Source organism: Haloechinothrix alba (assembly GCF_900188115.1).
GTDB lineage: Bacteria > Actinomycetota > Actinomycetes > Mycobacteriales > Pseudonocardiaceae > Haloechinothrix > Haloechinothrix alba.
Window position 1 is genome coordinate 51,753 of record NZ_FZNW01000012.1, and the last position, 26,335, is coordinate 78,087.

25 protein-coding genes are annotated in these 26,335 nt (G+C 69.9%); 2 read left to right on the plus strand and 23 right to left on the minus strand.

Annotation, left to right across the window (positions count from 1 at the left end; translation table 11 throughout):
- Positions 1 to 4: 4 nt before the first annotated feature.
- Complete coding sequence (locus CHB84_RS12965; RefSeq protein ID WP_089301854.1) at positions 5 to 862, plus strand: SIR2 family NAD-dependent protein deacylase; 858 nt, start codon at positions 5 to 7, stop codon at positions 860 to 862.
- Here CHB84_RS12965 and CHB84_RS12970 read toward each other — a convergent pair.
- The 3 genes from CHB84_RS12970 to CHB84_RS12980 all read right to left on the minus strand — a co-directional run bounded on the left by CHB84_RS12970 (position 837) and on the right by CHB84_RS12980 (position 4,468).
- On the minus strand, positions 837 to 1,016 hold the full coding sequence (locus CHB84_RS12970) for a DUF397 domain-containing protein (protein WP_089301855.1): 180 nt from the start codon (positions 1,014 to 1,016) through the stop codon (positions 837 to 839). The genes CHB84_RS12965 and CHB84_RS12970 overlap by 26 nt on opposite strands.
- Entirely contained in the window at positions 1,004 to 1,765 is a 762-nt protein-coding gene (locus CHB84_RS12975) for a helix-turn-helix domain-containing protein (protein ID WP_089301856.1), read from the minus strand. The genes CHB84_RS12970 and CHB84_RS12975 overlap by 13 nt, the downstream gene beginning before the upstream one ends.
- 141 nt (positions 1,766 to 1,906) lie before the next feature.
- Positions 1,907 to 4,468, minus strand: a complete 2,562-nt coding sequence (locus tag CHB84_RS12980) for an ATP-dependent Clp protease ATP-binding subunit (RefSeq protein ID WP_089301857.1) — start codon at positions 4,466 to 4,468, stop codon at positions 1,907 to 1,909.
- Between the two features lie 478 nt (positions 4,469 to 4,946).
- Between CHB84_RS12980 and CHB84_RS12985 the strand changes: the two genes are divergently transcribed.
- Entirely contained in the window at positions 4,947 to 5,783 is an 837-nt protein-coding gene (locus CHB84_RS12985) for an iron-sulfur protein (protein ID WP_245818717.1), read from the plus strand.
- 152 nt (positions 5,784 to 5,935) lie between these two features.
- Here CHB84_RS12985 and CHB84_RS12990 read toward each other — a convergent pair whose 3' ends face one another.
- From CHB84_RS12990 to dacB, 20 genes are all read right to left on the minus strand, one after another.
- Positions 5,936 to 6,280: a histone-like nucleoid-structuring protein Lsr2 gene (locus tag CHB84_RS12990; protein WP_089301858.1), complete on the minus strand. Its 345-nt coding sequence runs from the start codon at positions 6,278 to 6,280 to the stop codon at positions 5,936 to 5,938.
- A gap of 1,076 nt (positions 6,281 to 7,356) precedes the next feature.
- The gene (locus CHB84_RS12995) at positions 7,357 to 8,151 is read right to left on the minus strand and encodes a type III pantothenate kinase (RefSeq protein WP_089301859.1); all 795 of its coding nucleotides are present in this window, start codon (positions 8,149 to 8,151) and stop codon (positions 7,357 to 7,359) included.
- Positions 8,152 to 8,167: 16 nt separating this feature from the next.
- Positions 8,168 to 8,614, minus strand: coding sequence for an aspartate 1-decarboxylase (gene panD / locus CHB84_RS13000; protein ID WP_089301860.1), 447 nt, complete (start codon positions 8,612 to 8,614; stop codon positions 8,168 to 8,170).
- Positions 8,615 to 8,647: 33 nt separating this feature from the next.
- Positions 8,648 to 9,523: a pantoate--beta-alanine ligase gene (panC, locus tag CHB84_RS13005; protein WP_425432302.1), complete on the minus strand. Its 876-nt coding sequence runs from the start codon at positions 9,521 to 9,523 to the stop codon at positions 8,648 to 8,650.
- A gap of 2 nt (positions 9,524 to 9,525) precedes the next feature.
- Positions 9,526 to 10,413 carry a Rossmann-like and DUF2520 domain-containing protein gene (locus tag CHB84_RS13010; protein ID WP_089301959.1) on the minus strand — a complete coding sequence of 296 codons (888 nt, stop codon included), beginning with the start codon at positions 10,411 to 10,413 and terminating at the stop codon, positions 9,526 to 9,528.
- A 177-nt stretch (positions 10,414 to 10,590) separates the two neighbouring features.
- Positions 10,591 to 12,147: a DUF6779 domain-containing protein gene (locus CHB84_RS13015; protein ID WP_089301862.1), complete on the minus strand. Its 1,557-nt coding sequence runs from the start codon at positions 12,145 to 12,147 to the stop codon at positions 10,591 to 10,593.
- A gap of 132 nt (positions 12,148 to 12,279) precedes the next feature.
- Positions 12,280 to 12,741, minus strand: coding sequence for a DUF3180 domain-containing protein (locus tag CHB84_RS13020; RefSeq protein ID WP_089301863.1), 462 nt, complete (start codon positions 12,739 to 12,741; stop codon positions 12,280 to 12,282).
- A gap of 23 nt (positions 12,742 to 12,764) precedes the next feature.
- Complete coding sequence (gene folK, locus CHB84_RS13025; RefSeq protein ID WP_089301864.1) at positions 12,765 to 13,259, minus strand: 2-amino-4-hydroxy-6-hydroxymethyldihydropteridine diphosphokinase; 495 nt, start codon at positions 13,257 to 13,259, stop codon at positions 12,765 to 12,767.
- Positions 13,256 to 13,666 (minus strand): dihydroneopterin aldolase, encoded by a 411-nt coding sequence (gene folB / locus CHB84_RS13030; protein ID WP_089301865.1) that lies wholly within the window; start codon positions 13,664 to 13,666, stop codon positions 13,256 to 13,258. The genes folK and folB overlap by 4 nt, the downstream gene beginning before the upstream one ends.
- 7 nt (positions 13,667 to 13,673) lie before the next feature.
- Positions 13,674 to 14,537: a dihydropteroate synthase gene (folP, locus tag CHB84_RS13035; protein ID WP_089301866.1), complete on the minus strand. Its 864-nt coding sequence runs from the start codon at positions 14,535 to 14,537 to the stop codon at positions 13,674 to 13,676.
- On the minus strand, positions 14,534 to 15,256 hold the full coding sequence (gene folE / locus CHB84_RS13040) for a GTP cyclohydrolase I FolE (protein ID WP_245818718.1): 723 nt from the start codon (positions 15,254 to 15,256) through the stop codon (positions 14,534 to 14,536). Before folE ends, folP begins: the two co-directional genes overlap by 4 nt.
- Positions 15,201 to 17,768: an ATP-dependent zinc metalloprotease FtsH gene (gene ftsH / locus CHB84_RS13045; protein ID WP_089301868.1), complete on the minus strand. Its 2,568-nt coding sequence runs from the start codon at positions 17,766 to 17,768 to the stop codon at positions 15,201 to 15,203. Before ftsH ends, folE begins: the two co-directional genes overlap by 56 nt.
- A gap of 317 nt (positions 17,769 to 18,085) precedes the next feature.
- The gene (locus tag CHB84_RS13050) at positions 18,086 to 18,955 is read right to left on the minus strand and encodes an ESX secretion-associated protein EspG (protein ID WP_089301869.1); all 870 of its coding nucleotides are present in this window, start codon (positions 18,953 to 18,955) and stop codon (positions 18,086 to 18,088) included.
- A gap of 43 nt (positions 18,956 to 18,998) precedes the next feature.
- Positions 18,999 to 19,820 (minus strand): ESX secretion-associated protein EspG, encoded by an 822-nt coding sequence (locus CHB84_RS13055; RefSeq protein WP_089301870.1) that lies wholly within the window; start codon positions 19,818 to 19,820, stop codon positions 18,999 to 19,001.
- A complete protein-coding gene (locus CHB84_RS13060; protein ID WP_141134670.1) occupies positions 19,820 to 21,328 on the minus strand; it encodes a hypothetical protein in 1,509 nt (502 codons plus the stop codon). The genes CHB84_RS13055 and CHB84_RS13060 overlap by 1 nt, the downstream gene beginning before the upstream one ends.
- A 49-nt stretch (positions 21,329 to 21,377) precedes the next feature.
- Entirely contained in the window at positions 21,378 to 21,743 is a 366-nt protein-coding gene (locus CHB84_RS13065) for a hypothetical protein (protein ID WP_089301871.1), read from the minus strand.
- A gap of 143 nt (positions 21,744 to 21,886) precedes the next feature.
- Complete coding sequence (gene hpt / locus CHB84_RS13070) at positions 21,887 to 22,438, minus strand: hypoxanthine phosphoribosyltransferase (RefSeq protein WP_089301872.1); 552 nt, start codon at positions 22,436 to 22,438, stop codon at positions 21,887 to 21,889.
- A gap of 13 nt (positions 22,439 to 22,451) precedes the next feature.
- A complete protein-coding gene (gene tilS, locus CHB84_RS13075) occupies positions 22,452 to 23,507 on the minus strand; it encodes a tRNA lysidine(34) synthetase TilS (protein WP_089301873.1) in 1,056 nt (351 codons plus the stop codon).
- The gene (locus CHB84_RS13080; protein ID WP_245818719.1) at positions 23,497 to 24,618 is read right to left on the minus strand and encodes a zinc-dependent metalloprotease; all 1,122 of its coding nucleotides are present in this window, start codon (positions 24,616 to 24,618) and stop codon (positions 23,497 to 23,499) included. The genes tilS and CHB84_RS13080 overlap by 11 nt, the downstream gene beginning before the upstream one ends.
- An 83-nt stretch (positions 24,619 to 24,701) precedes the next feature.
- Complete coding sequence (gene dacB / locus CHB84_RS13085) at positions 24,702 to 26,267, minus strand: D-alanyl-D-alanine carboxypeptidase/D-alanyl-D-alanine endopeptidase (RefSeq protein ID WP_176439935.1); 1,566 nt, start codon at positions 26,265 to 26,267, stop codon at positions 24,702 to 24,704.
- Between the last annotated feature and the right edge of the window lie 68 nt (positions 26,268 to 26,335).

Sequence of the window (26,335 nt, forward strand, 5' to 3'; positions counted from 1 at the left end):
GCCGATGGCGAACGAGTACTCTCGCGCCGCCGAGGTGATCGCCGGCGCCGACGGGCTGCTCGTCTGTGCGGGCGCAGGCATGGGTGTGGACTCGGGGCTGCCCGACTTCCGGGGCAACGAGGGGTTCTGGCGGGCCTACCCGCCCTATGCCCGGCTCGGCCTCGAGTTCACCGACCTCGCCGATCCGGAGCATTTCCACACCGATCCCGAGTTCGCGTGGGGCTTCTACGGGCACCGGTTGGACCTGTACCGCCGTACGGAACCGCACCGTGGGTTCACCCTGCTGCGCGAGTGGGGTGAGCGCACGGGTGGTGGCGTGCGGGTGTTCACCTCGAACGTCGACGGGCAGTTCCAGCGCGCGGGTTTCAGCGACGTCTGCGAGGCGCACGGGTCGATCCACCACCTGCAGTGTCTCGCAGGCTGTGCCGGGAGGACGTGGCCGAGCGACGGCGACGCGGTCACGGTGGACCCGGACACGATGCGCGCGCGGCCGCCGCTGCCGGAATGCCCGCGGTGTGGCTCGACGGCCCGCCCCAACATCCTGATGTTCGGCGACGCCGACTGGATCGGTGATCGTAGCCAGGAGCAGCTGAACGAGCTGCGCGCCTGGCAGCGCGAGCGCCGGGCACTGGTCGTGGTGGAGCTCGGCGCGGGCTCCGCGGTACCGACCGTGCGCCGTTACGCCGAGGCGACCACCGCCACATCCGGCGCGCTGATCCGCATCAACCCCCGGGAGCCCCAGATCCCCGGGGAGCGGGGTGTATCAATAGCCACCGGCGCCCTCGAGGCACTGGACGCGATCGACAGCCACCTGCGCGGGCAGGCCGGTGGCGAGGCTACTCCCCGCGCAGCCGACCGGTGAAGGCGCGCCACGCGGACAACGGCACGGTCACGATGCCACCATCGCGTTCCTTGGTGTCGCGGACCAGCACCCGCTCGTGCTGCGCCGCCACCTCGACGCACGCGCCCCCGTTCGAGTTCGACCGTGACGACTTGCGCCACCTCAACTCGTCCATTGCTCCGCCACTTCCCGTATCAGTTCAGCCGACTGCCTTCTCGGCAGGGCCTCGGCGCGTATCAGGTCCCATCGACGTTTCATGGCCGAGATTACATCCGGGCTGTCCAGCACGAAACCACGGGCCGGGGTGTCGACGTAGACATACTCCCGACCGTCGAGCACGGCCATGCCGAACGACCCGTCCAGATGCAGGTGGGTTCCGCAGTCGATCGGCACCACCTGCACCACGAAGGACTCGGCTACAGCCTCAATACGTTCCAGCTGCGCGCGCATCCCCTGGGGATCGGTCATCGGATAGCGCAACGCGCGCTCGTCCAGCAGTACGACCAGCTCCGGCGGGGACGGCGTCGCGCGGGTCAGGATCTGCTGGCGCTCCATACGCGCAGCGAGCTTGCTCTCGTCGCCGTTGAGCAATTCATGCGCATAGCCCTCTGCTTGCAACAAGCCCGGGACGAGAAGTAACTCGTACCACCAGATGGCTGTCGCCTCTTGCTCGATGTCGTACCAGGAGCGGAACCACTCAGGCAGGCCCGCCTGGGTGAGCAGGTGATCCCTGATCCTGCCGAGGAGCCCGTCGGTGGCCAGTGCGCGGTCGACACCCTCCGCGAAGGCCTGGCTCGGTGCCTTGTTCCCGCACTCGACCTTCTCGATCAGCGATGTCGAGAAGTTGATCTCCTCGGCGAGCTTCTCCCTGCTCCAGCCGAAGCCTTCCCTGGCACGCCGGAGTTCGCTTGCGAACAGGCTCATCGATGCCCCACCTCATCTCACGCCAGGACGCGTGCGTCCACGGATGACTCCGGAGCGTAGCCGATCCGATACCCGGCGCACAGCAACGGGGCCGGTCCTTGTGGATAAGGACCGGCCCCGTGAACTACTGGTCGTGACGGTTTACGACTCCGACTCGCCGCTGCTCTCGCTGCCACCTTCGCCACCGGTGGCCGCGACGTCCACCGGCGGGGCGTCCGGCACGTCAGCCGGCCTCGACTCCCCGCGGAAGACGAAGTAGGCGTCCTCGTGCCGCTCGGTTTCCTCGTCGAAGTTCTCCACATCCACCACGATGATCTGGCCGGACTCGATCTCCCCGAACAGGATCTTCTCGGAGAGCTGGTCCTCGATCTCGTGCTGGATCGTGCGCCGCAACGGCCGCGCACCGAGTACCGGATCGAACCCGCGCTTGGCGACGACCTTCTTGGCTCGATCGGTCAGCTCCAGCGCCATGTCCTTCTTCTTCAACTGCGTCTCGACCCGCTCGGTCATCAGGTCGACCATCTCGATGATCTGTTCCCGCGTGAGCTGGTGGAACACGATTACGTCGTCGATACGGTTGAGGAACTCCGGCCGGAAATGCTTCTTCATTTCCTCGTTGACCTTCTGCTTCATCTTGTCGTACCGGGTTTCCTCGTCCCCGCCGGAGGAGAAGCCCAGGCTCACCGACTTGGAGATGTCCTGGGTACCCAGGTTCGACGTGAAGATGAGCACGGTGTTCTTGAAGTCGACGGTGCGGCCCTGACCATCGGTGAGCCTGCCGTCCTCGAGCACCTGCAACAGCGTGTTGTAGATCTCCTGGTGCGCCTTCTCGATCTCGTCGAAGAGCACCACGGAGAACGGCTTGCGGCGCACCTTCTCGGTGAGCTGACCGCCCTCCTCGTAACCGACGTAGCCCGGGGGAGCACCGAACAGCCGCGACGCGGTGTAGCGGTCGTGGAACTCGCCCATGTCGATCTGGATGAGCGCGTCGTCCTCGCCGAACAGGAAGTTGGCCAGCGCCTTGGACAGCTCCGTCTTCCCGACACCCGAAGGTCCGGCGAAGATGAACGACCCGGAGGGGCGCTTCGGGTCCTTCAGCCCGGCGCGGGTACGCCGGATCGCCTGGGACACCGCCGCGACCGCGTCGTCCTGGCCGATGATCCGCTTGTGCAGCTCATCCTCCATGCGGAGCAGGCGCGTGGTCTCCTCCTCGGTGAGCTTGAAGACCGGGATCCCGGTCCAGTGCGCGAGCACCTCGGCGATCTGCTCGTCATCGACCTCGGTGACGACGTCCAGGTCACCGTCCTTCCACTGCTTCTCCCGCTCGGACTTCTGGCCGAGCAGCGTCTTCTCCTCGTCCCGCAGGGACGCGGCGCGCTCGAAGTCCTGCGCGTCGATCGCCGACTCCTTGTCCCTGCGCACATCGGCGATCTTCTCGTCGAACTCGCGCAGGTCCGGCGGAGCGGTCATCCTGCGGATCCGCATCCGCGCACCCGCCTCGTCGATCAGGTCGATCGCCTTGTCCGGCAGGTACCGGTCGTTGATGTAGCGATCCGCCAGCGTCGAGGCCGCGACCAGCGCGGAGTCGGTGATCGACACCCTGTGGTGGGCCTCGTACCGGTCCCGCAGGCCCTTCAGGATCTCGATGGTGTGCTCCAGCGAGGGCTCGCCCACCTGGATGGGCTGGAAGCGACGCTCCAGCGCGGCGTCCTTCTCGACGTGCTTCTTGTACTCCTCGAGCGTGGTCGCGCCGATCGTCTGCAGCTCACCGCGTGCCAGCATCGGCTTGAGGATGCTCGCCGCGTCGATCGCGCCCTCGGCCGCACCGGCGCCGACGAGGGTGTGCAGCTCGTCGATGAACAGGATGATGTCCCCGCGAGTCTTGATCTCCTTGAGTACCTTCTTCAAGCGCTCCTCGAAGTCACCGCGGTAACGCGAGCCCGCGACCAGCGAACCCAGGTCGAGGGTGTAGAGCTGCTTCTCCTTGAGCGTCTCCGGCACCTCGCCCTTGACGATCGACTGGGCCAGACCCTCGACGACGGCCGTCTTGCCGACACCGGCCTCGCCGACCAGCACCGGGTTGTTCTTGGTCCGGCGGGACAGCACCTGCATGACCCGCTCGATCTCGCTGTTGCGGCCGATGACCGGGTCCAGCTTGCCTTCCCTGGCGGACTGGGTCAGGTTGCGCCCGAACTGGTCCAGCACCAGCGAGGAGGACGGTGTCCCCTCTCCACGGCCGGCACCCGCCTCGGCGGGCTCCTTGCCCTGGTAGCCGGACAGAAGCTGCAACACCTGCTGGCGGACCCTGTTGAGGTCGGCGCCCAGCTTCACCAGTACCTGCGCGGCGACACCCTCGCCCTCGCGGATCAGCCCGAGCAGGATGTGCTCGGTGCCGATGTAGTTGTGGCCGAGCTGCAACGCCTCGCGCAGGGACAGCTCCAGTACCTTCTTGGCACGCGGTGTGAACGGGATGTGCCCGCTCGGCGCCTGCTGACCCTGCCCGATGATCTCTTCGACCTGCTGGCGTACACCCTCGAGCGCGATCCCCAAGGACTCGAGCGCCTTGGCAGCGACACCTTCACCCTCGTGGATCAGACCCAGAAGGATGTGCTCGGTGCCGATGTAGTTGTGGTTGAGCATCCTGGCTTCTTCCTGGGCCAGGACAACCACCCGCCTCGCGCGGTCGGTGAACCTCTCGAACATTCCCACTCCCTCGACTGCTGCGTCGGCGGTGATGATGTCATCGTGCTCGGCGGGCTGCCCAGCGCGACTTATTCAGCACCGTAAGACCACTGTAGTAGCCATCCCCTGCCGGTTGGGTAACCACTACGAGGCTTTCCACCCGGGAAGCCCGCTAACGGCTTTCCTCGGGCCATTACTTCAGTCCACCACGTCGCCGCAGGCAGCGCACCCGCACGACGACATCCCGGGTGGAATCACCAGATCCGCTGGTCACACTCCACACAACGCGCGCGACCGTGCTGAGGGTTCCCGTATCGACCCCGTGTCCGCTCAGCGCGAACGGCCCTCCGGTCGGGTGAGTCGCACCGGCGGTATCAGCCATCAAGCGGAGCGATTAACCCGACGTGACGAATGACATCCCCGCGATCCGACTCCAGTACGTTAAAGTTAGGCACACCTAAGCACTCGAATGGACGCCGGAAGGGCAGTGGAGGTGGTCATGCCTGCACCGTTGCCGGTCAGTCGTGCCGCACGGGACCTTCCGGAGTCGATCTCCCGAGTCAACCAGCGTCAAGAGCTCGTGCACATCACGCTGGACACGCCGACGCCGGGCCGCCGAGGGCAGCGGGAATGGCAGCAGTGCGCCGACCTGCTCGCCCATCCGGACGGGCTCGCCACCTGGCGTGAGGTCGCGGCGGAATGGCTGCTGGCCGAGTACGGCGAAGCCCCGCACCAGACGGTGGCCGCGGGCGTCCGCTCCTGGTACCTCCAGGTGCCCGCGTATCTCGCCACGCTGCTGTTCCATCACGAGCGCCGCGTGCCCTCGCTGCGGCCGGAGGACCTGTCATTCCGGATCGCCGCACGCGGCAAGCCGGAGCCCGCCGGTATCGCCGTGGCGAACCGGGCCTTCGCCTGCCTGCCGGACGACCCGGCCGCGGGCTCGAGCGAGGCATTCGTCGTCGACTCCGAGGACCGGCTCGTCCAGCTGCTGCGCGCCCGGTACGTGGCGCACGCCGCGCGCTTCGTGCGCGCCTACCAGCCGACCGTGCGATTCGGCGCCCGCAACCTGTGGGGGGCTGCCACCGACGCGCTCGACGTCGGCATGTGGCGAGCAGGCAAGCAGAACGGTGACGAAGGGGCCGGGGTAACGGACGCGGAGTTGCTGCTTCGCGACTGTTCCGGCCCGTTCACCTCGGCGTCGACCCTGCATCCGGCCACGGACGAGCACGGCCGTCTCGGTTGGACACGGCGCAAGGAGTCGTGCTGCTTTCACTACATGCTCAGCGAGGGCAAAGGTCCCTGCCGGACGTGCCCCCGCGTCATCCCCCCGCTGTAGTGCACCGCGTCCGGAGGGCTGTTCACACCTCGCCGGGCGCGGCCCGGCAGCCGTACTCGCCGCTCACGAGTTGCCGCTCACGAGTGGCACAGCCGCGGCCTTCGCCCGGCGAGTTGCGAATAACCCTCCGGCGCTCCCGGGAAGGGGAGGTGTCACTTCCGCTTGTGGTAAGCGTCCACGACCTCGCTGGGAATGCGGCCACGGTCCGAGACGGTATATCCGTTCTTCCGCGCCCATGCCCGAATCGCCTGGTTCTGTTCCCTATCCACCGACGCGGAACGGCTCGATGCGGCACTGCTCTTTGTTCCCGCCTTCTTCCGGCCACCAGAACGCCGGGCGTGCTCGATGTATTGCGCCAGGGCGTCGCGCAGCTCCTCGGCATTCTCACCCGACAAGTCGATCTGGTAGGTAACTCCGTCCAAACCGAACTCGACAGTCTCTTCAGCCTCGCCACCATCCAAATCATCGATGAGTGACACGAGCACCTTCTGGGCCATTCGTTCCCTCCAGCCTAGGAATGATCAGAACCTTCGTGTATGCACGTGCGACCTCACCCACGGCAGTGGCAACAGCACGGCAACACATTAATACTCTAATTCCATGCTAAACGCAAACCGACAGCGGGTCCGACAACTTCGCTTCGCCATTCGCCTCCACCACGCACCGTTTCCTGTCACGGGGTTTCGACCCCTCGATCCGCGACCGGCCTCCCCATTCATATGTCGGGCTATTCGCCACAGTCGGCTCACCACGCATCACCAGCGACCCGCTGTCCCCGGCCGTGAGCCGCCCTTCGGGCTGCCCCGTTCGCCGGCCCGTGAATAGCCCTCGGGTAAGAGCGTTCAATGCCGACACATTCATCGCGTGCCGTATCCCGGCCCACCCCGAACGTGATGCCGCCGGATTGTCCGCAGCCGGTGACCGTGCGGCCCAGGCAACCAACCACACCACGCATAGCACCCCATGAGGTCGATCCGGTGGCTCACCGGATTGTGAATAACCTTCCGGCCCCACCCGGCCAACAGATCATACGACCCGGAAAAGAACGCGGAACGCGCGGGTCGGATACCGCCTGCACCGGCACGCACCACCACCTGCCCTCATAACGCGCCGGTCATTCACGAAGCCTACGTGCGGGGATCGCGCGAAGAATCCGCGGGCGCGCTGCACCACGATTGAAGGGCGCGGATGAGGGGCGAAAGGACGACGACAGGCAGCGGCCAACAATCCTCGCCGGGCGATGAGACGGCGGTGAATACCGCCGCCGGCAACGCCCCAGGCCATTCACGAGCAGCCACACGAGGTGCCGCGCGGAATGTATGACACGGAGCCCGGCCGTGGAAGGCGGCGGGTGACAGGCGGAAGAGTCGCCGCGGCCGACAACGGATACCGCCCCGGCACCCCGTCAAGAATATCCCGGTACGGGAACAACCCGGGATCTGTTCGCATCAATCCGTCGGTGCGATGGCCGTCGGCGAACTCGACCGCGGATACCCGAGGGCATTCCTCGTCCCTGCGGCTGCCCCGACCGGCGATCCGTGCTCGGCCGACCAGCGCCGCAGGGGCCGGATCCTCACCGCACGTTGCGCTCGTAGGCCAGCCGTAGTCCCGCCATCGTCAGATCCGGCCGGTGTTCGGTGACCGAGCCACACTCGCCGATCATCAGTGGGGCGAGCCCGCCGGTGGCGATCACCGCGACATCCTCGGCGGTGAACTGAGTATCCGCGCACAACTCGTGCTGGAATCGGCGCACCAGCCCGTCCACCTGCCCGGCGAACCCGTACAGGATCCCGGACTGCAAGCACTCCACTGTGGTCTTTCCGATGACCGAACGCGGCGGCACCAGCTCCACCTCGCGCAGTGCCGACGCCCGCGAAGCCAGGGCGTCGAGTGAGATCTCCACACCCGGTGCGAACGCGCCTCCCAGGAACTCACCCCGCGCCGAGACGGCGTCGACGACCGTGGAGGTCCCGAAGTCCACGACGACGCACGGCCCGCCGTACAGCTCGTGCGCAGCGACCGCGTTGGCGATCCGGTCGGGGCCGACCTCCTTGGGGTTGTCGACGCGCAACGGCAGCCCGGTCCGCACACCGGGCTCGATGATCACTGTTGGTACCAGCTCGTAGTACCGCGCGAACATCACCCGCAGCTCCCGCAACACGGACGGCACCGTGGACAGCGCGCAGATGCCGGTCACAGTGTCCGCGTTCTCCGCGAGCATGCCCCGTACGGACAGCGCGAGCTCGTCCGCGGTTACCCGGGTGTCGGTACGCATACGCCAGTCACTGACGAGCTCGGCGGATGCTCCCCTGCCGGTGTACAGGCCAATGACGATGTTGGTGTTACCGACATCCACGGTAAGCAGCATGGTTACCGAGCCACGCCTAGCTGTGTGCGTACACCGCGGTGCCCGGCCGCGTGATCGGTGTAGCCCCGCTGACCAGCCCGGATCCCTCCGGCGCGTGCCCGGGGTCACCACCGGTGTGCTCGATGCGGTTGTCGCCGTCCACGAAGAGCACTCTCGGCTGGTAGGTGACGGCTTCCGCGTCGTCCATCTGCCCGTAGGAGATCAGGATGACCAGGTCGCCAGGGTGGACCAGGTGGGCGGCCGCGCCGTTGATCCCGAGGACCCCGCTGTCGGCCTCGCCGGGGATGACGTAGGTCTCCAGGCGCGCTCCGTTGGTGATGTCCACGATCGTGACCTGCTCTCCTGGCAGCAGGTCGGCCGCGCGCATCAGTGTCTCGTCCACGGTCACGGAACCGACGTAGTGCAGGTCGGCCTGCGTGACGGTCGCACGGTGGATCTTCGACTTCAGCATGGTGCGGTACATGGTGGGAACTCCTGGATACGGGTGCCTGGGGCGTCAGATCGGGTCACCGATGACGAGTCCTGCGTTGTCGATCAGCCGGGTGCCACCCACCCGGGCGGCGATCAGCAGCCGTGCCTCTCCCTCGTCCGGCGCGGGCCCCAGCTCGGGGTCCCGCAGTGCGAGGTAGTCCACGGCCACCTCGGGTTGCGCGGCCAGCGTCTCGCGGGCCGCCTCGTACACCGCGTCCGGACCGTGGTGGCCCGCGTGCGCTCCTGCGGTGAGGGCCGCTGACAGCACGACGGCCTGCTCCCGCTGCTCGTCGGTGAGGTAGCGGTTGCGTGACGACAGCGCGAGCCCGTCACGTTCGCGCACCGTGGGGACACCGATCACCGACGGCTCCATGTTGAGGTCGCGCGTCATCCGCTTGAGCAGCACCAGCTGCTGGTAGTCCTTCTCGCCGAACAGCGCGTAGTGCGGGCGCACGATGTTGAACAGCTTCGCGACCACGGTCAGCACCCCCGCGAAATGCCCCGGCCGGTGCGCGCCTTCCAGCTCGTCACCGAGGGGTCCCGGGTGCACGGTCACCGCGGCGTCGCTGTCGTAGAGCTCGCTCACATCCGGGGTGAACACCAGCTCCACCCCGGCTCGCTCGAGAGCCTCCAGATCGGCCTCACGCGACCTGGGGTAGGCCTCGTAGTCCTCGCCGGGGCCGAACTGCAGCGGGTTGACGAAGATCGACGCGGCGACGACGGTGTTGGGGATCCGCTTCGCCCTGCGCACGATCTCGAGATGCCCCTCGTGCAGCGCGCCCATCGTCGGGACGAAAGCGACCTTGTTCCCGACCCGCCGCAGGGCGTTACTCGTACGGGTCACGTCCTCCGCGCGCGCCAGCACGTTCAGCTGGTCCCGGGTGAACCGGGCCTGGCTCACGGTCACTGCTTGCCCCCTAATGCTGTGTCGATGTCGGCGGCGGCCTCCTCGGTGAGCAGCCCGGTCTCGCGGGCCCGCACCGCCGTGCGGTGCGCGAGCGTCGTGTAGCTGCCGACGATCTCGGGGGCGTGCTGAGACAGCACATCGAGGTGCGCGCGCACCGTGCCGGAGTCGCCCCTGGCAACGGGACCGGTCAGTGCCCGGTCCCCGTGCCGGAGCACGTTGTCCAAGGACGCGGACAGCAGCGGCCCCACCAGTCGCTCGGCCTGGGCGACCCCGGCACCACGAAGCTGGTCGAGACAGTCGGCGATGAGCGTGATGAGGTGGTTGGCGCCGTGCGTCAGCGCGGCGTGGTAGAGCGGTCGTGCCGCCTCCGGGAGGCGTACCGGCTCGGCCCCCATCTCCACCGCGAGCGCCTCGCCGACCGGCCACGCGGCCTCGTCGTCCGCCGCCGCCGTGACGCCGATGCAGCAGGACGCCAGCCGCTGCACGTCCTCCGAACGGCCGGTGAAGGTCATCGCGGGGTGCAGGGCGAGGCACAGCGCGCCGGTCCCGGCGGCCGGGTCCAGCACATCGACACCGTGCGCGCCCGAGGTGTGCACGACGATCTGACCGGAACGCAGCGCCCCCGCGGCGACCAGTCCCCGTACCGTCCCGGGCAGCACGTCATCGGGTATGGCCAGCAGCACGAGATCGCTGCGCCGCGCGACGTCGTCCGGGCCGGCGATCTCGGCTCCCGGCAGGAGCTCCTCGCAGCGGCGAACCGAAGCGTCCGAGACGGCCGACGCGGCTATGACGGTGTGACCTGCGGCGGCGAGTGTCGCGCCGAGCACACTTCCTACCCTGCCGGCCGAGACGATACCGACAGAGAGCCGTGCGGGCCGGTTCATGTACATAGCTCCTTCGCTCGTTCCAGTCCCGCTCCACAGCAGGCTCTCCCGCGCAACTGGCCGGAGCGTTCCGGGTACCGGACGATGAGCGCGAGAGTAGCTGACACGCCGCCGTGCGCGCCTACTCTAGGTGACCAGCTTCACGTGTCAGGCACGCAGGTCGTGCCGGGCCCGCGGTCACTCCCGCCGTCTACGCCTCCGGGGTTCGACACCGCCGCCGTAGGAGGCCAGCAGCTCACTGACCGGCCGTCCCTCCGCGTGCGTCCCCGTGTCATCCGGCTCATCGGCCTCGTGCGCACCGCGCGCTCGCCGGTCATCGGCGGCCGGCCATTGACCGCCCGTCCGGTCCTCGCCCACCAACCGGTCATGAGTGGCATCGCCTGCGACCCGGTCATGCCGGGAATGCAGGCCGTGCTCGGCGGGGCGCTCGTGGCCGGAGCGGTGCTCGTGTTCGGGCCGGTCATGCTGACCCGCCCGAACCGCGCTGTGCGCACCGTGCGCGCCGCCGTGCCCGTGCCGCGGGGGGTCGCTGTCATCGGCGCCCCACTGCTGCCAGGTCCGTGGCTCGTGCTCGGCGACGTGCGAGCCGTGTCCGGCTGTGTGACGACCGGTCGGACCGGCGGCCGGACCGGCATCCGGCTGCCCGTCCGGCCGGCCCGACGACTGGCCCTGTGGCCGGCCCGACGACTGGCCCTGTGGCCGGCCCGGCGACTGGCCCTGTGGCCGGCCCGTTCCGTGCGTCGGTCCGGGACCGGTGGGAGGCGTGAACCAGGAGGAGGCTTCGCCGGAAGGGCCACCGGTGGCAGGCGAGTCCTCCGGACGAGCATGGTGGCTTCCCCGCGGCGGGGCGGGGTTGTGCGGCTCGTTGGCGCTGTGACCGTTGTTGTGCGCGGCAGGGGTACCACTTCCGCCGCGCGCGGCGTGCCCGTTGTAGGAGCTGCTATGGCCGTTGTACGGGGCACTTTGGAAGCCGCCTGCCGAGCTGTTCGCGGAACCGCCGTGCGAGGCGTCGCTGTACTCGATTACCCGAGCGAACGTCTCGGTGGACGCCTCCTGAGGCTGCCCGGGACGCACCCCGTTCGCGTGCCCGGCGCGCGCGGGCGCCGGGCTTCGCTGCCGGGCACCGTCGTGGTCGCTGTCCGTGCCCGCATTGTCACGGTACGCCGCGCCGTGGCGAGCGCCGTCCATGCTGTTCGCCAGCGCCTCGAGGCCGAGTTCGTCGTACGCGTCCATGCCACCCTGCTCGAGGTACCGCACGTCGTCCCCGCCGGCCCGCATCCGGGTGGCCTGGGCGGTCAACGCGATCCGCTCGTACAGCACCTCGCCGTCGAGCAGCTGGCGTAGCGTCTGCTGCAACGCCTCGACCTCGGAGCGCAGCCGGTCCAGCTCCGCGCGCGACGCGTCCTCGAGCTCCTTGCGCTTGGCGAGCTCGAACTCCAGCTCGTGCTGCTTGCGCGCGGTCACCTCGCGCTCCAGCTCCTGCTCGTAGACCTCCTGTGCCCGTTCGACCGAGTCCTGAGCCTGCTCGGCTACCTCCTCGGCCTGCACGGCATGCGTGCGGTAACGGGCAGCGAGCACGCCGGCGAGCATCGCGGCCCACAGCGCAGCGAGCAGTCCCAGGCGAAGTGCACGATCGTCCGACGTCAGCAGCAGCACACAGATCGCCCCGGCAGCCAGGACCGCGCTCGCGACGAGCATCAACGTGCCCGCGCGGCCGCCGGGTGCAACCTTCATGGCCGTGAGCCTACCTGTTAGTGACGAGACCGATACCAACTCGGTACTTTCGTTGTCGTCTCCTACGAGGTATCCACACCGATCTTGTCATCGAACGGTGAGTGAAACGGCATCCACCCGGCCGGCGCGACACTACTCCGACGACCGGTCACGCCGCTGCTCGTCGTCCGGCTCGGGCGAACGGCAGCTGTACTCCAGCCACAACGCGGCCCCGATCAGGCAAGCAGCGCAGATCACTCCGACCACCGCACTCGGCACATCGTCGGCCGCCGCCTGCACGGTGCTCGATCTGGGGGTCAGGTACAGCAACGCGCCGAGCCATCCACCCAGCATGAGTGCACCGAGCAGCGAGGACGCCTTGGCCAGGATGACGAACCTGGCGATGAGCAGCCCGGCGTAGACACGGCCGTCCCTGATCCTGCCCCGTGCCGATACGGCGAACCCGAGCTCGATCAGCGCGAGGACCAGCAACGTGACACCGGCCAGCGTCGGTAGGTCCGGCATCGCCCGGTACGCGTTGTCGAACAGCACGTACCCCACGCCGAGCCCGATCAGGCCCGCGAGAACCAGGTCTCTCGCCCGAGTGAACTGCACCCGGCCAGCGTATCGGGCACGGCCTACTGCAGGCGCAGGTCGTCCCGCCGCCGCACACCCGCGCGCTCCTCCGCGGGCAGCTGCTCCAGCAGCCCGGCGACCGGCCCCTGCTCCGGAAGCCGGGCCCGCGGCTCGATCTCCAGCCACGGGACAAGCACCGTCGCGCGCGAGGCGGTTCCCGGGTGTGGCAGCAGCAGGCGCGGGTCCTCTGAACGCACCTCGCCGACGACGACCAGGTCGACATCCAGGGTTCGCGGGCCCCATCGCCGCTCCCGCACCCGGCCGGCTGCCTCCTCGAGTTCCTGGGCGCGGCGCAACCAGTCCCACTCGTCGCGGGCACGATCATCCACAACACACACGGCGTTGAGGAAGTCCGGCTGGTCGGACACACCCCACGGCCGTGTCTCGTACACCGACGACACGGCGACCAGAGCCTCCCGCACACCGTCGACGGCGAGCTGCAGATACCCCAACCGGTCCCCGAGGTTCGACCCCAGCGAGAGCACGGTCCTGCTCACGAGACGCGCTCCCGGCTGACCGTGACCGCGACGTCCCCGAACGGAACCCGGATCGGGGCCGAGGGCTTGTGCACCGTCACCTCGACCCCCCACAGGCGCGGGTCGTCGGCCAGGTCATCGGCGATCCGTCCCGCGAGTGCCTCGATCAGGTCGCACGGCTCGCCGCCGACGATCTCGACAACCCTGTTGGCCAGCGCGCCGTAGTCGACGGTGTCCTCCAGCCGATCGCTGCGCTGCGCCTCGGCCAGGTCGGCGCGCAGCCGCAGGTCCACGACGAACTCCTGGCCCTGCCGCCGCTCCGAGTCGAACACCCCGTGCCTGCCGAAGGCCCTGATTCCCGTCAGGTCGATCCGGTCGTGCGGCTCGCGCACGACCTCCCGGCCCGCGCCGTCCCGAGTCGACCCCATCGATGCCTCACGCACCACCGCGAGCCCACGCAGCCGACACCGATACGGCGTCGAACGACGCACCGACCTCGTGCACCCGGACCCCCCACGCGCCCGCGGCCGCCGCCAGGGCCGACACCGCTGCCGTGGCGACCTCCCGGCCGTCGGGCTCGCGCGGGTTGCCGTCCGCATCCGGCAGCAACGCACCGAGGAACCGTTTGCGCGACGCACCGATCAACACCGGGAACCCCATGACGAGCAGCGTGTCGAGGTGATGCAGCAACGCCCAGTTGTGCTCGGCGCGCTTGGCGAAGCCCAGCCCGGGGTCCAGTACGACCTCCTCGGGCGCGACGCCCGCCGCGACCGCCGCATCCACCTGCTGCGACAGCTCGGTACGGACCTGCTCGACCACATCCGTGTAGGTCGCCAGCGAGTCCATCTCCCTGCTGTGCCCACGCCAGTGCATCAGCACGAACGGCACCCGCGCGGCGGCTGCGACCTTGGCCATGTTCGGGTCGGCCAACCCACCGGAGACGTCGTTGATGACGTGCGCACCCGCGTCGAGCGCGGCCTCGGCGACCTCGGCGCGAGTGGTGTCGATGGACAGTTCCAGCCCGTCCGCGGCGAGAGCCCTGATCACCGGGAGGACGCGCTCGATCTCCACATCGGCCGCGACCCGGTCCGCTCCCGGCCGGGTGGACTCCCCGCCGACGTCGATGAGGTCGGCGCCGCGCGCGGCCATCTCGTGCGCGTGGCGCAGCGCGTCGTCGACGTGGTAGTACCGTCCGCCGTCGGAGAACGAGTCCGGGGTGACGTTGAGAACCCCGACCACGCTGCACCTGCCGGCGTGGCGCGGTACCCCGGCGCCGGGTGTGAACCGCAGTGCACTCATCGGATTCGCCCCTTGAGCAGGTCCAGCGCCTCCGCCCGGGACGACGCCGACGACTTCAACAGACCCCGCACGGCCGACGTCGTGGTCCTGGCGCCCGGCTTGCGGATCCCGCGCATGGCCATACACAGGTGCTCGGCCTCGACGACCACGATCACGCCGCGCGGTTGCAACCTGCGTTCCAGCGCGTCCGCGATCTGCGACGTCAACCGCTCCTGCACCTGCGGTCGCCGCGCGTAAAGGTCGACGAGCCTGGCCAGTTTGGACAACCCGGTGACCCTGCCGTGCTCGTCGGGGATGTAGCCGACGTGCGCGACACCGTGGAACGGCACGAGGTGGTGCTCGCAGGTGCTGAACATCGGGATGTCGGTGATGAGAACCAGCTCCTCGTGGCTCTCGTCGAAGGTGCGGTCGATGACCGCGGCCGGGTCGGTGTGCAGCCCGGCGAAGAGCTCCCGGTAGGCACGCGCGACCCGGGCGGGCGTCTCCTGCAGACCCTCCCGGTCCGGGTCCTCGCCGCATGCGATGAGCAGCTCGCGGACGGCCTTCTCCGCGCGGCCGGCGTCGAACACGCGTCCCACGCCGGTCTCGCCGAGTTCCCCGGCCCCGTCCGGCTCGCCGTCGCGAACGTACTCGTCGCCGCTGGCGACATAGGGGCCGAGCTCGTCACCCTCGATGTTGCCCATCCTGCCCGTCGGCGTTCCGTCGATGCTTCCCGTCACCTGGCTGCCCATCTCCGTACTGCCCGGCCTGTGGCCACCCGTCGTCGTCGGCCGGCGTCTGGGACTGCTCACTTCCGAGCTGCCCACGCTCGCTACCGACGGGACCTTCCGGCCCCTGCGCACCCGGTCCCGGTGTTCCAGGTCCGGGTGCTCCCGGTCCCTGCGAGCCGGGTCCGTACTGCCGGTTCCGGCCGCTCGGGCTGGTAGCCGGCTTCCACCCGGGCGGGGCACCGTAGTTCGGCGGGCCGTTCGGGTTGCCCTGCCACGCCGAGCCCTCCTGCTGCGACTGCGGCCCGTAGCCACGGTACGCCTGTCCACCGTTCGGCCCCGTTCCGTACCGGGGGTCGCGTTGCTGGGGGTCGCCCGGCCACTGCTCGCGCTGCGCGCCGTGCCGGGTGTCCGTGCCCGTCCCGTTCGGCCCTGCCTGCCGGTAGGCGTACGGGTTGGCGGGGGCAGCGGACGGCTCCTGCTCGGCCTGCCGGCTCGACTCCTGGCCCTCTCCGGCCGCCTGCCCGGTCGCCGGGCCGCCGGCCGGAGCACTGCTCACCGGCTCCGGTCGCGACTGCTCCGGCGGTGGCCACGGCTCGCCCCGTTCGGCAGCGACCTCGGCAGGTGTCTTGATGGGCGGCTTCTCCGAGGGCTTGCGGCTGCCGAACTCGTTGAACACCGTGATGCGCGGCCGCTTGGAGACCTTCGCGAAGATGCGCTCCAGGTCGGGACGCTGCAGCGTCTCCTTGCGCAGCACCTCGTAGACCAGGTCGTCGAGTACGTCGCGGTAGTTGGACAGCACCTCCCACGCCTCGGTGTGCGCGGTCTCGATCAGCTTGCGCACTTCCTCGTCGATCTCGTGGGCAACCTCGAGCGAGTAGTCCGCCTCCTTGCCCGCCGAACGTCCCAGGAACGGGTCGCCCTGCTCCTGGCCGTACTTGACGGCGCCGAGCCGGGCACTCATGCCGTACTCCTTGACCATCGCCTTGGCGATCTTGGTCGCCTGCTCGATGTCCGAGGAAGCCCCCGTGGTGGGCTCGTGGAACACCAGCTCCTCGGCCGTGCGCCCGCCCATGGCGAAGACCAGCCTGCCGATCATCTCCGAGCGGGTCATCAAGTCCTTGTCGTCCTCCGGCACGAGCAACGCATGCCCGCCGGTACGGCCGCGTGGAAGGATGGTCAGCTTGTACACCGGTTCGATATCCGGCATCGCCCACGCGGCCAGCGCGTGCCCACCCTCGTGATAGGCGGTGATCTTCTTTTCCTTCTCGGAGATCACCTTGCCCTTGCGCGCGGGACCGCCGATGACGCGGTCCACGGACTCCTCGAGCGCGTACTCGTCGATCTCGGTCCGGTGCAGGCGCGCGGTCAGCAGCGCCGCTTCGTTGAGCACGTTCTCCAGATCGGCGCCCGACATACCCGCCGTTCGCTTGGCGAGGCCGTCCAGGCTGGCGTCCGGTGCCAGCGGCTTGCTCTTCGCGTGCACCTCCAGGATGGCCTTCCTGCCGCGCAGGTCGGGCGCCTGTACCGGGATCTGCCTGTCGAACCGGCCGGGACGCAGCAGGGCCGGGTCGAGGATGTCCGGGCGGTTGGTGGCGGCGATGAGGATGATCCCGCCCTTGGAGTCGAACCCGTCCATCTCGACGAGCAGCTGGTTCAGCGTCTGCTCGCGCTCGTCGTGGCCACCGCCGAGTCCGGCACCGCGCTGCCTGCCGACCGCGTCGATCTCGTCGACGAAGATGATGCACGGCGCGTTCTGCTTGGCCTGCTCGAACAGGTCGCGCACCCGGGAGGCACCGACACCGACGAACATCTCCACGAAGTCGGAGCCGGAGATGGTGTAGAACGGCACCCCTGCCTCACCGGCGACCGCACGGGCCAGCAGCGTCTTGCCCGTACCGGGCGGGCCGTAGAGCAGCACGCCCTTCGGGATCTTGGCCCCGAGCTCCTGGTAGCGCGCCGGGCTCTGCAGGAAGTCCTTGATCTCGTGCAGCTCCTCGACCGCCTCGTCGGCACCGGCGACGTCGGTGAACAAGCTGGTCGGCATGTCCTTCGTGAGCTGCTTCGCCTTGGACTTGCCGAAGTTGAGTACCTTGCTCCCGCCGCCCTGCGCGTTGTTCATGACCCAGAACAGCAGCAACAGCAGCAGCGCCAGCGGGATCATGTAGATCAGCATCTGGCCCAGCAGCGAGCTCTGCGAGACCGACGTCTCGACTTCCACGTCCTGCCCGAGCAGGTCGTTGTAGATGTCCTGGGACACCCGCTCCGGGTACTGGGTGATGATCTGGCTGGTCGACTCCCCCTCGACACTGATCGACTCGTCGAGGTCGAGCAGCAGCTGCTGCTCCTTGTCCTCGATCTCGGCCGAGCCGATGTTGCTCGCCGAGATCTGCTGCATGGCCTGCGACGTCGAAACCTCGGTGTAGCCGCGGTGGTCGTCGAGGAGCGTGGAGAACAGGAAGTACAGACCCACAGCCAGGGCGATCCACACCAGTGGGTTCTTGAGGAGCCGCTTTCGGTCCATGCTGATCGGCCGCTGAGGCCTTGACCCTCCCTGAATTAACCTCGAGAGTTTGCGATGCCTACCGACGGGTGGGCACGGCGCGGGCACGCCACGGGGAGTAACAGCAGTGCCGACGAGGCCGACACCGCATCATTTCAGGGTACCGCCCGGCAGTCACCCCTCCCACCGCCCCAGGCATACCCGACCAGAGGCGGCAAACCGGGAGCCCAAGGTGACCCCGCTTCCATAGAGGGAGCCGAATGTCACGTTCGGCTCCCTCCCTGGCGCCCGGTCAACGGTTGGTGGACGGGCGTTGTTCCGTGCCGGCCCCAGCGGACCTACCGGGTGTGACTCAGCTCGCCGGTCAGGTCCGCCAGGCGGCTGCGTAGCGTCTTCGTGTCCGCCGGGGACACGGTGATCCACTCGTGACCGTCCGAACCGGTCCTGGTCAGGCTCAGGTAGCGGCCCGTGTCGGTGTCGAACCACGCCAGCACCGGGGAGCGGCGGCGGGAACCGAACTCGTCGCGGGCGTTGGCGGCAAGCTGTCCACCGCGGATGCGCGGCTGCCCGGCCAGCCGGGCGTAGTCCGCACGCTGGTCACCGGCGGTCCGCTCGGACAGCCTGGGGCGTGAGCGGGTCCGGGACTGGCGCGCGAGGCCCAACCCGAAGCGGCTCGCCAGGCCCTCCTCGGGTTCGTCCGCCACGCTCGACGCGTGCGCACCCCGTGCCGGAGCCGTACGCGCGGCCTCCTCCCGGGAGATCGTGATCGAGCGCTCGGTACCGCGCCGGCACGCGGGCAGCAGATCGACGATCTCGGTTACCGCGGCGTCCGGGTAGATGGGCCGGAGCCGGATCCCCTCGGCGTCCTGCACCGCGAGCACCCCGCCGGAGCCGTCGGCCGCCGCGATCGCCGCGACCGGTTGCCCGCCGAGCTCGGGGACGAACAGCGCGTCGACGCTGTGCGGAGCGCGGGCCAGCAGCGTCAACCAGTGTTCGACGGCAGGCTCGATCCCGCCGACGGTGTCCTTGACGCCGTCGGCGCGCAACTCGTCCTCGGTACGGAAGCGCAGCGCCACCCGCTCGTCCATCGTCGCACCGTGTGAGGACACGCGGAGCGGGTACGGCACCTCACCCAGCCCCGCGGACTCCCAGAGGAAGTCGAAGGCGACCGGTGTGAAGAACCGCGCGGCGGATGTTCCCTGCGTCATTCTGTTGCCCTCCCGTTCGGCCGACCGGCGGCGGGAACGCCGCCTACCCTGCCATCGCCGAGCGGCGGGCTCCCATTAACATCTCGCCGACCCTGTGCCGCATGGTCGGCGCGTCGGCAGGGGCGATGGTGACCCAGTCACGGCCGTCGCCGCCCTGGCTCACCTGCGTCATGTAGCGCCCGCCGTCGGTGTCGAACCAGCTCAGCACCGCCGAACGCGACTTCTCCCCGAACGACGAGCGGCTGTTCGCCCCGATCTGTCCGCCCCGCAGCCGCGACTGGGCGTGCAGGCGCGCGAGCGCCTTGCGCTCCTCATCGGTACCCGGGCGTGTGGAGCCGTTGCCGCGTCCGGGCCTGGCAGCGAGCTCCGCCTCAGGCCTGCGCTGCAGGAAGTCCGCACCTGGGCCTGCCATGAGCTGCTCGATCGGTACCGTCACGGACCGCTCCTGGCCCCGCTGCGCGCGCGGCAGCAGCGACACGACCGCGGTCGCCAGCCCGTCCGGGTCGACCGCATCCAGCCTCAGCCCGTCGTCGGCCTGCACGGCAAGCACCCCCTTGCCACCCGCCGCGGCCGCGAGCGCGAGCACAGCACCGGAACCGGCATCGGGGATGAACATCGAGTCGACACTCGAGTCGGCCTGCGCGAGCACGTCCAACCGGTCGGCAAGCTCCGGGTGGAGCCTGCCGCGCTGGTCGAGCAGGCCGCGCTCGGCAAGCTCGCCGAGGGTGCGCCTGCGCAGCTCGGCTCGCTCGTCCATGGTGGCCCCGTGCGAGCGCACCTCGAGCGGGTACGGAAGCTCCCCGGCGCTGTGCGACTCCCAGAGGAAATCGAGCTCCAGTGGCGACAGCGGATCGGCCGCCTGCATCACTCTTCCTCGTCGATCATGCCGATAACGGGCGGTGTCATCGCTTCGCCCGGGCCGAACAGCTCGTCGGGATCGGGCTCGATCAGGTACGACTCGTGCGTGCGGTCCTCGTCGCCGCCCGCCGAGGCACCGGCCCCGCCTGCCATCCCGGCACCACCGCCGCCCATCGGCGTACCGGCTGGCGGCACCGGTCCGCCCGCGGCGGCCTGCGCACCGTAGCCCTGCGCGCTCTGTCCCGCTGTTCCGCCTGCGGGGGCCTGGTTCGCGGTGGCGCTTGTCTGCTCAGGGGAGGCGGGTGCGGTGCCGCTGTCCTCGGGCGGCTGCTGCCCTTCGGGCGCCTGCTGCTCCTCGGCCTGCGCGTTCTCGCCGCCTGCCGGGCGCTGCTTGCTGCCCGAGCGGTTGGCCTTGGCCATCGCCTTGGCCCCGCCTGCACCCACACCGGCCGCGAGCGCGGCCGCACCTGCCGTCACGCCGACACCCGACCCGCCCGAGCCGGACACCGGAGCGTTCCCGGAGGTCGTGACCGGGCCAGCAGGCGTGGCCGTCCCGGGTGAGGGCAGCGCGGGCTGCACGGACGCCTGCTGGTGCCCCGCGGCCGTACCGCCCGCGGCGACCGCACCACGCGCGGGCACGGGCTCCTGCGCGGCGGCACCGGTGGTTCCCAGCGCTGCGGCACCGCCGCCCGCACCGACTCCGACTCCGGAGCCGTACCCACCGATCCCGGCAGCTCCGGAGCCTCCGCTGTCGACCACCGGTCGCATCGCGAGCGACTCCGGCCCGAAGCTGGGGGTCCTGTCGTCGGTCTGCTGCAACGCAGCCGTGTAGGCGTTGCAGTACGCGATCTGCTGTTCCTTCACATCGCGGGCGGCGTCCGACTGCGCCTTGAGGTCGGCGGTCATCGCCTCCGGCCCGCCTTCCAGCATCGCCTGCAGCGCCTGCTCGGGGTCGAACTCCCGCGGCGGCGGCATCTTCTTGACCTCGGCTGCTGCCGCGGCCTGCTCGGCCATCCGCGTCCCCATCGCGCGTGCCGCCTCACCGGCCGACTCGCTGGACCTGGCGATCGCCGCCAGCGTCCCCTGCGCGGCGCCGGATGCCTGCCCGACCCAGGCGTGTCCCAGCTGGTTGATCGCCTCGAACAGGCCGTTGGCGACGTCGGTGAGAGCCGTACCGTGGTTCGACCACGCCTGCCCGGTCGCGTCGACCATCCCGGGGTCGTTGCGCATGGTCGCGCCGTTGTAGAGCTGGGTACTGTCCCGGCTCGCCCAGTTCGGCGGGTTCGTGATCGCCCGGTCGTCACCGAACAGGAAGCCCTGGTCACCCGCGCGCACCGCCGCGACAAGCTCCTCGTGCCTGCCGTCGGAACCGGTGAGCGTGCCGGAGCCCGCCCCGCCACCGGAAGCGGTCTCGCCGCCTGCGCCTTCCTGGCCGGTCGATCCACCGTCCGGCAGGTCGGCCTGGCCATCACCGCCCCCGGGCCCGGCTGCTACCTCGGTGTTCTCGGGATCCATGCTGCCCCCTGTCCTCGCCCGCGAATGCTTCTCTCGTGTTCGCTGATCCTTACAGCTGCCTGTCCAGCTCGGCCGCCGTATTGGCTTCCATCTCCTCGTAGTTGCGAATCGCGGAGTTGATCGCGCTCTCCACCTGCTCGTACTGCGCACGCAGGTTGCGAAGGGCCTGCAGGTAGGAGTCGCCGTGCCCACCCGCGCGGTCGGCATACTTCGCGGCCATCGCGTCGCCGACGGGATTGGCCCCCAGCTGTGGTGCTACGCCGACATCGGACGCCTTGGTGATGAGGTCATCCACCGCGTCCTTACCGGAGCGGATCTTCTTCAGTACGGCCTGCGCGGCGTCCGGGTCGAGCCCGATCTCCCCAGTCGCGGCGGCCTCCATGAACGCTGCGGTGTCCATACCGCTGTAGGACATTGTCACTCTCCCCTGGTCCACCGGCCACACTGCGCGGCCACGGCTGCCGTCACCCAGGCTAACGCAATCTCGTGGTCGCTATGACGCGTTCCGGAAGAAAAGGGTTCCAAGGGGATGCTCCACGACCCTCGCGCGCGCGAGGGTCACCCCTCGTACACGTGCGGCGCCAGGGTGGCGATGTAGGGCAGGTCCCTGTAACGCTCGCCGTAGTCGAGCCCGTACCCGACGACGAACTCGTTGGGGATGTCGAACCCGACGTAGGCGACCGGCACATCCACCTTCACCGCGTCCGGCTTGCGCAGCAGCGAGCACACGGCCAGCGAGGCGGGGTTACGCGTGGCGAGGTTGCGCATCAGCCAGGACAGCGTGAGCCCCGAGTCGACAATGTCCTCGACGATCAGCACGTGCCGGCCGGTGATGTCGCGGTCCAGGTCCTTGAGGATCCGCACCACCCCTGAGGACGTCGTCGCCGAGCCGTACGAGGACACGGCCATGAACTCCAGCTGGGACGGGACAGGCAGGGCTCGCGCGAGGTCGGTCATGAACATCACCGCGCCTTTGAGGACGCCGACAAGAATGAGGTCCTCCTCACCGCCCTCCGGGTAGTCCGCTGCGACAAGCTTGGCCAGCTCCGCGGTCTTGTCCTGGATGTCTTGCTCGGTGATGAGCACGGAGGCGATGTCGCCGGAGTACACGGTCGGTTCCCCTCTAGTCGGGTTCTTGCGGTCGGTCGGTGACGCTTCCGGACACGAAGTGCTGCACACGAAGCGTCCCATGTGCGCGGCTCGCCACCAAGTTCCCTGGCAGCCACACGCCTCCCTGGCCACGCCACGCGGAGACCAGCGCATCGACGGAGCGCAGGTGCCCGTCGGAGAGGTCGCGGGCACCGGCAGCGTGCAGCCAGTGCCGGAGCGCCCGCCTGCGTAGCGCCGCGCGCGCTGTGCCGAGCGTCTCGGCGTCGAGCCCGTCCGCGACGTCCCCGGCGCCCGGATCGCCGTGCCCGGGCAGCCGGGCCTCGGCGTAGAGCTCCCCGGCCAGCTCGTCGAGCACGACGAGGTCCTCGCGGAGCTGCGCCGCGGTGCGCGCCAGCGCAGCGGAGACCCCGTCCTGCAGCACGTCCTCCAGCAGGGGGAACACCTCGGTACGCAGCCGTGACCTGGTAAAGCGCGGGTCCGCGTTGTGTGGGTCCTGCCACGGGCGCACGCCGAGCTCGGCACAGGCCTGCTGGGTGTCTGAGCGGGGCAGGTCCAGCAGGGGCCGCGCCCACGGCGGGTCCAGCGGCCGCATCCCGGCGATCGAGCGCGGCCCGGAGCCGCGACCCAACCCGAGCAACACCGTCTCTGCCTGGTCGTCCCGGGTGTGGCCGAGCAGCACGAGCGCGTCCTCCTCCGGCATCGCCGCGCGCAGCGCCGTGTACCGCGCCCGGCGCGCGGCCGCTTCCGGCCCACCGGCTCCGTGCACGTCCACCGGCAGCACCCGTGTCTCGGTCACGCCGAGCGAGCGGGCTGTGTCGGCCGCCCACGCGGCGGTGTCGGCCGAGCCGTCCTGCATGCGGTGGTCGACGACGAGCCCGCGGGTGGCTATGCCCAGCCGCGCGCAACTGTATGCCGCCGCATCGGCCAGCGCGAGGGAGTCCGCACCGCCGGAGATCGCCACCCCGACGACACCGGCGCGCCTGTGCGCAGCGCACTCCGGGGCACCGAGCAGGTCACGCACGGCCGAGCGCACCCGCAACCCAGCGGGTCCGACCGTGTTACCGGTCATCGCCGGTGTACACCCTGCGCAGCCACGCATCCGGATCGGTGATCTCGTCGCGCGTCGGCAGGTTCTCCGGTGCCTGCCACACCTCGTTGAACCCGGTCATCCCGGCACGGTCGATCACGTGCCGGACGAACGCCGCGCCCTGCTCGTACTGCTTGATCTTGGCGTCGATACCCAGCAGGCTGCGCAGGAACCGGTCGATCAGGCTGCCGCCCTTGCGGCGCTCGGTGAACTTGCGCCTGATCTCCTCGACGCTCGGCACCACCCGCGGTCCCACCGCGTCCATGACGTAGTCGGCATGCCCCTCGAGCAGCGTGGCCAGCGCGATCAGCCGGTCGAACGCCCGGCGCTGCTCGGGCGACTGCAGCGCCTCTGCTATCCCCAGCGCACCCGGCCGGTGTTTCCTGGCCTCCCTGAGCACCTCGGGCAACCTGCTCAGCGAGCCCGCCGTGGTGTCGTCCATGGCATTGATGAACCGGTCGACCTCGGTGGCGAAGTACTCGCGCAGCCAGCTCACCGCGGTGAACTGCAGACGGTGCGTGCACTCGTGCAGGCAGACCCACATGCGGAAGTCGTCACCCGAGACGTCCATGGCGCGCTCGGCCTGGATCACGTTCGGCGCGACCAGCAGCAACCTGCCCTCGCCGGGTTCGCCTGCGTCACCCGCCCCACCGAACGGGTCGTACTGGCCGAGGACCTTGGACCCGAGGAACGCGAGAGCGAGGCCGGTCTGCACACCGGCGCCACCCGCCATCAACGGCCGGAACGGGTTGCGCGCCGCCGTGCCCGGCGAGCCATCTCCCTCGCCGGAGGAGTCCCCGTCCGGACCCCGCGTCGTCAGCGCGCGCAGGCCCGCGGCGGCGGACTCGACCCACCCGCGCCGGTCGACCACCGTTCCCGGCAGGAGGGGAAGGTCCGTACCGAGGCCGGTCAGCTCGCGGACGTGCCGCTCCGCACTCACCGACAGGTCGGAAAGCTGGGTAACGACACGGTCGGCGTCCCCCCGCGGCACGCTCGGGCCGCTACCGACGAGGCGCACGCCGGTAGCCGCCGCGACCGACCAGTCGACAGGGACACGCCCACCGGACTCGCTGCGCTCGCTCCGCGTGTTCACGCCCTCGACGCTACCTGCCGGGCACGCGGGCACGCTCGTCGGATCGGACCGCCCGCGCTGCGCGTCGAGCGGGACCCGCACCCTCATTCGCAGCCGCAGTCGCGCAGGGTGGCTGCGATCTCATCGAGCGCGGCCCTGCCCTCGCGCACCGTGGAGCCTTCGGACATCAACGCGAACACCAGCACGCGGCCTTCCTGGTCGAGCACGGTGCCGGCGAGCGTGTTCACCTCCGACAGCGTGCCCGTCTTGGCGCGGACCCAGCCCCGCGCGGACTCCGCGGGCTCCTCGGCATAGCGTTCGAGCAGGGTGCCGTCGCCGCCCGCGACTGGCAGGCCGTCCAGCAGGGGGCGCAGCTCGGCGACGGGACGATCACCATCGAGCGGTCCGGCCGTCACCGCGAGCAGCTCCGCCAACAGCCGGGCGGGTATGCGGTTGTGCTCCGAGAGCCCGCTGCCGTCGTGCAGTTCGACGCCGCTGGTGTCGAAGCCCGCGCGCCCCAGCACGTCGAGCGTGGCCTCGGCCGCGCCCTCGAACGAGGGCTCCGTGCCCTCGGCGATGGCGACCTGCCGGGCGACGGCCTCGGCGAGGAGGTTGTCCGACGCGGTCAGCATCTGGCGCAGCAGGTCGGTCAGCGGTACCGAGCGCACCTCACCGAGCACCTCCGCCTCCGGCGCGGCATCCACGACGCTGGGCTCGGCCACCTCGGCGTCCAGCCGCTCGGCGAGCGCGGTCACCAGTTCACCGGCGGGGTTCTCCTGGCGCATCGGGTGATCCTCGTCCAGCTCGGTCCGCGCGCCGTCCAGCATCCCCGCGACGACGGGCGCGGCATAGGTGGAGGGCACGTCCTCGGACGACCATCCATCGGCGGTGGTGTCGCCGGTGTAGGCGGACAGGTCGACGGCCACCGTGTCGATCTCACCGCCCGCGGCGTCGAGTACCTGCTCGGCGAGCTCGTCCAGCCGTGGCGCGCCCGGGTAGAACGTGTCCTCGCCGTCCGCGGCCCGCGACAGCGTCGGGTCCCCGCCGCCGACGAGCACGACGTCTTCGGGCTGCTCGCCCCGCACCACGGTCGTGGACAGCCTGGTCGTGCCGTCCAGCGACAGCGCGGCCGCAGCCCCGGTGAGCAGCTTCGTCGTCGAGGCCGGGGTCAGCGGGCGGTCGGCATCCTGCTCCCAGAGCACCGAACCTGTGTACGGGTCCATCACGCTGCCGGTCAGGTCGCCGAGCACCGGGTCGGACACGGCGTCCTCGATCGCCGCGGTCACGCCCGCACCGCTCGGGCGTTCCGCGGTCGCGTCCGAGCCGAGCAGGCCACGTTCCACCGCGGCCGGCTCGGGTACCGGGCCGAGCGGCGCGTTCGGCGCCCACGGCAGCTCGAGGCGGTTCGACACGTCCGGCACGGCCAGCGCACCGGCGAGCGCGGCCACGACGAGCAGCGCTACCGAGCCGAGGACCAGCTTCCTCCGGTGGCTGCGGGGCGGGGCGTGCTCCTCGGTCGGACCTTCGTCGGCGGGCGCACCGATGCGTTCGGGCAACACCTGCCCCGGCGCGGGCGGCACACCGCCGGGATACCCCCCGTCGTGCGCGTGCTCCTCGTCCTCGTCGACGGTGGGCCAGCCGTGTTCGCCCTCGTGGTCCTCATCCGCCACGCATCTCACCCCTTGGCCGAACCCGGCTGCTGACCTGACTACCGTCCTCGCCTCCGAGCATAGGCAGC